The sequence below is a fragment of the Nodularia chucula CCY0103 genome, assembly GCF_963923915.1.
In the GTDB taxonomy this organism is placed as follows: domain Bacteria; phylum Cyanobacteriota; class Cyanobacteriia; order Cyanobacteriales; family Nostocaceae; genus Nodularia; species Nodularia chucula.
This window is the reverse complement of record NZ_CAWUOL010000149.1, coordinates 1-7304: the sequence shown is the minus strand read 5'-3', so window position 1 is coordinate 7304 and position 7304 is coordinate 1. Positions and strand designations below refer to the sequence as shown.

Below are 7304 nucleotides of genomic sequence, written 5' to 3'. Positions count from 1 at the left end.
TCCCCAGTCCCCAATCCCCAATCCCCAATCCCCAATCCCCAGTCCCCAATCCCCAATCCCCAATCCCCAATCCCTAATTAGTAGTAGTTACCTACTTTGCGATGGCGAACTGCTGTAATTCCATCAGATTTAGAAACACCACCTTCTTGAACGGTGCAGTATAAAAGCCAGTGGTCGCTGCACTCTATGCTTTTTTGGACTTCACATTCCATGTATGCTAGAGCTTCTGTGAGGATGGGGGAACCGTTTTTGGCGGTTTGGGTTTTGACTCCAGCAAATCTGTCTGCACCGGGAAGTAAGCGCTTGAGAAATTGCTTTTTCAGTTCTTGATAGTTGCCTTCTTCTAGGACGTTGAGGACGAAGCGATCGCCTACTCGCATTAAGGAATCAATGGCGCGGTCTTTGGCTACAGCAATGGTAAATCCTAATGGTTGTAAGCTGGCTTGGGCTACCCAGGAGGCTAACATGGCACTTTTGACATCGCCTTTTTGGGCGGTGACTATATATATTCCGTTGCTAATCCGCCCCAAGGCTTTTTCCATGTTGACATCAAGGGATTTAATCTGCTTGATGTTCCGTTCTCTCATCAACATTTGTCCCAAGTCAATGCCGGCTTCTTGGCACATCTGGAAGGTGGTATCTGTGGGAGCGGCTTTAATGCGAATGGCGGGGAAGGCTTCTTTGACTCCCAAGTCAATAAATTTCCGCCGCAATGTATCAATGGGTTCGTCGTCACCGCCGTAACATTCAAATAAGCCTACTAGTTGCTTGTTTTTGACGACGGAGAGTAAGGAACTGATTCCGGCTTGGGCGGCTACAGCACTGGATGGGGGCATTCCAATGATTACCCCTGTGGCTCTGCCGGCTAGTTCTTGGATTTCTTGGGGTTCGGCGGTGCTAATATCAATGACTTCTACTCCCATGCCGGTTTTTTGGATTCCTTCGGCGATCGCTAAACCGAGTTGATCGCTATACCCATACTCGGAAACATAAAATAAGCCGACGGTGGTTTCTGTTTTGGTTTGTTTCTGGCTCCAAGTTTGGTAGCACTCGGTTAATATATCTAAGTGATGATAGAGTAATGGCCCGTGACCGTTGGCAATCATGTTAATTTTGCCTAGTTCGCCCATTCTCTTCATGGCGCTCAGTAAGGAACGAGCGTTGGGACCCATGAGACAGTCGTAGTAAAATCGAAAATCGGCTTCAATCGCTTCTAAGTCTTCGTCAAAGGTGCGATCGTCACAGAAGTGCATCCCAAAAGCATCACAGGTGAATAGGGTTTGGGTTTTGCGGTCGAAGCTGAAGATGGTATCTGGCCAATGCAGGTTGGGCGCACTGACAAATTCAATTTCGTGTCCTTTGCCAATGTCGATGCGATCGCCACTTTTAACAATCCGCTTGGAAAATGGCTCGTGTACTAAACCTTCTAAAAACTGCAAGGCAATTTTGGAGGCTAATACTGTGGCTCTGGGTGCTAATTGTAATACGTCTTCTACTAAGCCGCTATGATCTGGTTCTGTGTGGCTAACAATTATGTAATCAATAGTCTTGGGGTTAACAAGTCCTTTGAGTGTATCTAAATATAGTTGACGAAACTTCTGGTGGGAAGTATCAATCAAAATTGTCTGTTCGCCTCTAATTAGATATGAATTGTATGTTGTACCGTTTTGTAGTCCAAATTCGATATCGAAGCGATCGCGGTCCCAATCAAGAGAGCGAATCGCCGTTGTGTTAGGGGCAATTTCTACAGTCTGTATACTTAGTCTATGCTGTACGTTCTCTGCGTTGGCATCGCCGGTCGTAGACATCGCTAACATTATTCGTCTCCGAGCGCAAATTTTTAGTATTCTTTTTCTGCACTCATTTTCTCTTGAATATATTTTTCAAGTTGTTACCAAGATGCTATTTCATTAAATTAAGATTGTATTAATTATTGCTGTTTTCTAGTGTTATTTATTACTTGGAAAAACACTATATTTTAATTCTCAAATTTAATGTTATGAGAGATATTTTTCTTCTCCCAACAACATCATACATATCTAGTTTTTCTGACAATCATTTCGTAAGGAAAATCATAGAATAGCTATTTTAAACGCAGAGTTACGCTGAGTAAACGCTAAGAGGCGCAAAGTTTTGATTTGCAGGTTTTGTAGTAAAATACATTTGTATCTTCAGCAATTCTACAGACTCAGTTGGCAAGTTCTCTGAGTTAATTAGGTGATGGCAAGCATGACTGAAGCAAAGGGGAAAGTTTATCTTGTAGGTGCTGGTCCTGGCGATGTAGCATATCTGACCGTGAAGACTTACAATTTGTTGACTCAGGCTCAGGTATTAATCTACGATGCCTTAGTAGATCAGCAATTGTTGCAGTGTGTACCCCCAGATTGTCTGCGTGTAGATGTTGGTAAGCGTGGTGGTCAAGTAAGTACCTCACAAGGGGAAATTAATCAGTTACTTGTGCATTACTGTTTGCAAGGAAAACAGGTGGTACGATTAAAATCAGGTGATCCGTTTATTTTTGGGCGGTGTACTGAGGAAATTCAAGCTCTGCAAGCCTATTGCTGTGATTTTGAAGTCGTACCAGGAATTTCTTCGGCTCTTGCTGCTCCTTTAATTGCTGGTATTCCTTTGACGGATGCTGTGCTGAGTCGCTGTTTTGCTGTGTTTACAGCCCATGAACCAGATGTTTTAAATTGGGATGCTTTATCTCGGTTGGAAACTTTAGTGGTTTTGATGGGTGGACGCAATCTGTCGGAGATTATACACCAATTGCTGAGGAACGGGCGATCGCCTTCTACTGCTATTGCCATTATCCGTTGGGCTGGGACTAGTCAGCAACAAGTTTGGATCGGTCAATTAAATAATATTTTGGCAGAAACTACAGGTGTTCTTCTCTCTCCGGTGGTAATTGTGATTGGCGAAGTGGTGCGGCTCTGCAATTACTTAAAACCTGAGACAATATCTTCACAGGATACAGTTTCTCAATGTCAAACTATGGTTAGCAATTTATCTACATCTGTTCACCTCCCCCTCACTGGTAAAACTATCCTGGTGACACGTGCGGCTACACAATCAAGTGAATTTAGCGATCGCCTGACGGCATTGGGTGCTAATGTCATTTCTATGCCAACTCTGGAAATTGTTCCCCCTTCTAGTTGGCTGGCTTTGGATCAAGCGATCGCCAGTTTAGCTGATTTTCACTGGTTAATTCTCACTTCCACCAATGGGGTAGACTATTTTTTTAGTAGATTAATCGCCCAAGGTAAAGATGTTCGGGCTTTAGCTGGGATAAAAATTGCCGTAGTGGGGGAAAAAACCGCCGCTAGTCTTCACCAACGGGGTGTTCAACCTGATTTTATTCCTCCGAATTTTGTCGCTGATTCTTTAGTAGCTCATTTTCCCGAACCACTACAGGGGAAAAAAGTCTTATTTCCCAGGGTGGAAAGCGGTGGACGAGATGTTTTAGTGCAGGAATTAACTACTCAAGGTGCTGTGGTTATAGAAGTAGCTGCATATCAATCTCGTTGTCCTCATACTATGTCAGCATCAGCTAAGTTAGCTCTACAAAATCGCACAGTAGATATTATTACCTTTGCTAGCTCTAAAACGGTGAAGTTTTTCTATCAGCTGACACAACAAGTATTTTCTCAGGATAATGATATTGATCAGCTTTTAGATCATATTTGTATTGCTTCCATTGGTCCCCAAACCTCAAAAAGTTGTATAGATTTATTAGGGCGGGTGAATGTGGAAGCTGAAGAATATACTTTAGATGGTTTAATTCAAGCCTTGGTGCAATGGAGAAACGGATTATCGGCTTAACTGGGGGTATCGCTACAGGTAAAACCACCGTCGCTAATTATTTAGCGAGTGCTTATAATTTACCAATTTTGGATGCAGATATTTATGCTAGGGATGCTGTAGCTTTGGGTTCACCTATTCTCAATGCGATCGCCCAACGTTACACTGAAGATATTCTACTTGCAGATGGTAGTCTGAATCGGCAAAAACTGGGTGAAATCATCTTTGCACAACCAGATGAACGCCAGTGGTTGGAAGATTTGATTCATCCTGATGTATTGTCTCGGTTTCAGGAGGCGATCGCCAAATCAGCCGCACCCACACTAATTTTAGCTATTCCTCTACTGTTTGAAGCCCAGATGACTGATTTAGTCACAGAAATTTGGGTTGTGCGTTGTTCAGAATTACAGCAATTGCAAAGATTAATCCAGCGTAACCATTTAACAGAAGCACAAGCCCAAGCCAGGATTCATAGTCAATTATCCCTAGAAGCAAAAGCCGCCCGCGCCCATGTTGTCTTAGATAACTCTTCTACCCCAGAATTACTACTCAAACAGGTAGATGTTGCCTTGACTCAGAACACCATAGAATCCATTTAATTTTTATTGGCATAGCCTTTTGAAGGCGTAAAATCTCGGTATAAGACAATTGGATAACTATATGTATCAGAAAATTGTGGTAGCGATCGACAAATCAGAAATGGCTGAATATATCTTACAACAAGGGATATTTTTAGCCAAAGCTGCTGACGCTGAAATCATGTTATTACACGTATTATCTCCCTTAGAAGACCCCTATATTAGTCCAGTGTTTACACAACCGGATACCATGTATCCATCCGTATCTACCACACCTATGGCTACTTATATGCAGGAGTGGGAAAGACTTAAACAAGAAAGAATAGAATGGTTGCGATCGCTCACTGAAACAGCAATTCATGCAGGTGTCAAAGCTGGTTTTACCCAAAATCTTGGTGATGCTGGTCGCTTAATTTGTGAAGTAGCCCGCAACTGGCCAGCCGATTTAATTCTCGTCGGTCGTCGTGGACGCACCGGCTTAAGTGAATTTTTGCTCGGTAGTGTGAGCAATTATGTACTGCATCATGCTCCTTGTTCAATGTTGATTGTACAGGGAATAAGCTTGTCCTGAGCGACTTTTACTGAACAAGTTTAACTCAAATAAACTGCCGACCAAATTTAACAACACCGCTAGAAGAGTGGTATCCACACAACTCTTCCAATTTGGCTGATTCCATACCGTCCTCGGTGCAGTATCCGTGCATAGAGAAAATTCTATGATTGCAATTTACATTAACCAGAAATATACAAGTTTTCTGAAAGTAAAAGGAAAACTTATGATTTGAATTGGAAATTACTTAGTAGATCCATGTATTGCGATCGCAAATTTGTACAAATTTAAGGATAGACTTAAGCACATAGAAATTTTCTTCTTAATTAAGTCTTGGTCTAAGAATTACTCCAAGACAGCGACACCTTTCAGCCCAGTTCAGAGAGCGGCCACCTCTGAACACCCTGTAGGCAGGTATTCGCATAACACCTGTGCTGTAGGGATGAAGCGCTTCATCCTGATTTTTTAAGCTAACTAATCACAATAATCGCTCTTCGTTAGAGGAGGCGGAAGGAGGCATTCGTGGATTTTTTGTCTAATTTTTTAATAGACTTCGTTAAGCAGTTGCAGTCCCCAACACTCAGCTTTCTGATTGGTGGTATGGTCATTGCCGCCCTTGGTAGCGAACTGCAAATTCCAGAGTCGATTTGTAAGATTATCGTCTTTATGCTGCTCACCAAAATCGGTCTGACCGGTGGTATGGCGATCCGCAATTCCAACCTAACGGAGATGGTTTTACCCGTACTGTTTTCTGTAACAATAGGGATTGTCATTGTATTCATCGCCCGCTATACCTTAGCCAAGCTGCCGAAGGTCAAAACCGTGGATGCGATCGCAACTGGGGGATTGTTTGGTGCTGTGAGTGGTTCTACCATGGCCGCCGCCCTGACGGTACTGGACGAACAAAGCATGAATTACGAGGCATGGGCGGGCGCACTCTATCCCTTCATGGATATCCCAGCACTCGTAACTGCAATTGTGATTGCCAACATTTATCTCAAAAAGAAGCATAGTGCAGCAGACGAGTATCTCGGCAAGCAGGCCGTTGCAGCAGGGGATTATCCCAGCACCCGGCAAGAGTATCTCAGCCAGAAGCAGTCAGCAGATAATCGGGTCAAGATATGGCCGATCGTGGAGGAAAGCCTCCGGGGGCCTGCCTTATCGGCAATGTTGCTCGGCCTTGCTCTTGGACTGTTTACTCAGCCGGAAAGTGTCTATAAAAGCTTCTACGACCCAGCCTTCCGTGGACTGCTTTCGATCTTGATGCTGGTCATGGGTATGGAGGCTTGGTCAAGGATTGGCGAACTGCGTAAGGTAGCCCAGTGGTACGTCGTGTATAGCATCATAGCACCGTTGCTGCATGGGTTCATCGCCTTCGGTCTCGGTATGATTGCCCACTACGCCACAAACTTCAGCATGGGCGGTGTCGTGGTTCTGTCCGTTATTGCCGCCTCCAGTTCTGACATCTCAGGCCCACCCACGTTGCGAGCCGGGATTCCCTCAGCCAATCCCTCCGCCTACATCGGCGCATCCACAGCAATCGGTACACCCATTGCGATCGGCGTGGCAATACCGCTCTTCCTCGGTCTGGCCCAGGCGATAGGCGGCAGCTAATCCCAGGCTAGTTGCAGTCTGTCGGCGCTCCCTTGACCAGGCAGACCAAGCAACTCAATATATAATATCAATTTACGTAGATAAGGAGGTAACTAACATGGCCAAGCCAGCCAAAAAGCTCGTCATCATCACGGAAAAGATTCTGCTGAAAAAGGTTGCCAATATCATCGATGAATCCGGAGCGACTGGTTATACGGTGGTGGAAACTGGCGGTAAAGGCAGTCGCAACGTGCGCTCGTCGGGACAACCCAACGTTTCCGATACCCAAGCGAATATCAAGTTTGAGATACTTACCGAAAATCGGGATATGGCCGAGAATATTGCGGATCAGATCGCAGTGAAGTTTTTCAACGATTATGCGGGCATTGCTTATATCTGTGACGCGGAGGTACTCTACGCGCACACTTTCTGCGGGCCAGACGGCTGTTGAATCGAAACGACGCAGACCTAAAAAGCTGGGGCATGACCCCGGCTTTAAAGCCTAACAACTATTTTTTCAACGTAAGAGAAAAGGGGTTAGAACACCAAGATTTAAAAAAGTCAAGAGGTACAAATCATTTACTCTTAAGCAAGCTACATAAGTAAGTCGGTGCGATAAAACCAAACTATGTGAAGAAAAGTAAATAAATCTCAAACTCTTTCTCCCCCTGCTCCCTGCCCCCCTGCCTTATTCCAACAATAATTATTTACGCCGACCTACTTATAAGTCAATACGGTTCAGTTAAGGCTAAAAAGCTGATTATTAATGTGAAATTTCGGAG

At 44.3% G+C, this 7304-nt stretch carries 6 protein-coding genes and 1 pseudogene; 6 read left to right on the top strand and 1 reads right to left on the bottom strand.

What is annotated here, in order from left to right:
- Positions 1–77: 77 nt before the first annotated feature.
- Complete coding sequence (locus tag ACM0OP_RS23385; protein ID WP_414530803.1) at positions 78–1817, bottom strand: diflavin flavoprotein; 1740 nt, start codon at positions 1815–1817, stop codon at positions 78–80.
- 412 nt (positions 1818–2229) lie between these two features.
- On the opposite strand from ACM0OP_RS23385, the gene cobA reads away from it, so the two are divergent.
- From cobA to ACM0OP_RS23355, 6 genes and pseudogenes are all read left to right on the top strand, one after another.
- Positions 2230–3822 (top strand): uroporphyrinogen-III C-methyltransferase, encoded by a 1593-nt coding sequence (gene cobA, locus ACM0OP_RS23380; protein WP_414530802.1) that lies wholly within the window; start codon positions 2230–2232, stop codon positions 3820–3822.
- Positions 3798–4400, top strand: coding sequence for a dephospho-CoA kinase (gene coaE, locus ACM0OP_RS23375; RefSeq protein ID WP_414530801.1), 603 nt, complete (start codon positions 3798–3800; stop codon positions 4398–4400). Before cobA ends, coaE begins: the two co-directional genes overlap by 25 nt.
- Before the next feature lie 61 nt (positions 4401–4461).
- A complete protein-coding gene (locus ACM0OP_RS23370; RefSeq protein ID WP_414530800.1) occupies positions 4462–4950 on the top strand; it encodes a universal stress protein in 489 nt (162 codons plus the stop codon).
- Positions 4951–5451: 501 nt separating this feature from the next.
- Complete coding sequence (locus ACM0OP_RS23365) at positions 5452–6543, top strand: sodium-dependent bicarbonate transport family permease (RefSeq protein WP_414530799.1); 1092 nt, start codon at positions 5452–5454, stop codon at positions 6541–6543.
- Between the two features lie 97 nt (positions 6544–6640).
- Positions 6641–6973 carry a P-II family nitrogen regulator gene (locus ACM0OP_RS23360; RefSeq protein WP_414530798.1) on the top strand — a complete coding sequence of 111 codons (333 nt, stop codon included), beginning with the start codon at positions 6641–6643 and terminating at the stop codon, positions 6971–6973.
- Positions 6974–7028: 55 nt separating this feature from the next.
- A pseudogene (locus ACM0OP_RS23355) lies at positions 7029–7118 on the top strand (transposase); the annotation flags it as partial.
- Between the last annotated feature and the right edge of the window lie 186 nt (positions 7119–7304).

Bases quoted from the DNA above. Each gene is read 5' to 3' on its own strand.
- ACM0OP_RS23385 (WP_414530803.1), bottom strand. From the start codon at position 1,817: ATGTTAGCGATGTCTACGACCGGCGATGCCAACGCAGAGAACGTACAG.
- cobA (WP_414530802.1), top strand. From the start codon at position 2,230: ATGACTGAAGCAAAGGGGAAAGTTTATCTTGTAGGTGCTGGTCCTGGC.
- coaE (WP_414530801.1), top strand. From the start codon at position 3,798: ATGGAGAAACGGATTATCGGCTTAACTGGGGGTATCGCTACAGGTAAA.
- ACM0OP_RS23370 (WP_414530800.1), top strand. From the start codon at position 4,462: ATGTATCAGAAAATTGTGGTAGCGATCGACAAATCAGAAATGGCTGAA.
- ACM0OP_RS23360 (WP_414530798.1), top strand. From the start codon at position 6,641: ATGGCCAAGCCAGCCAAAAAGCTCGTCATCATCACGGAAAAGATTCTG.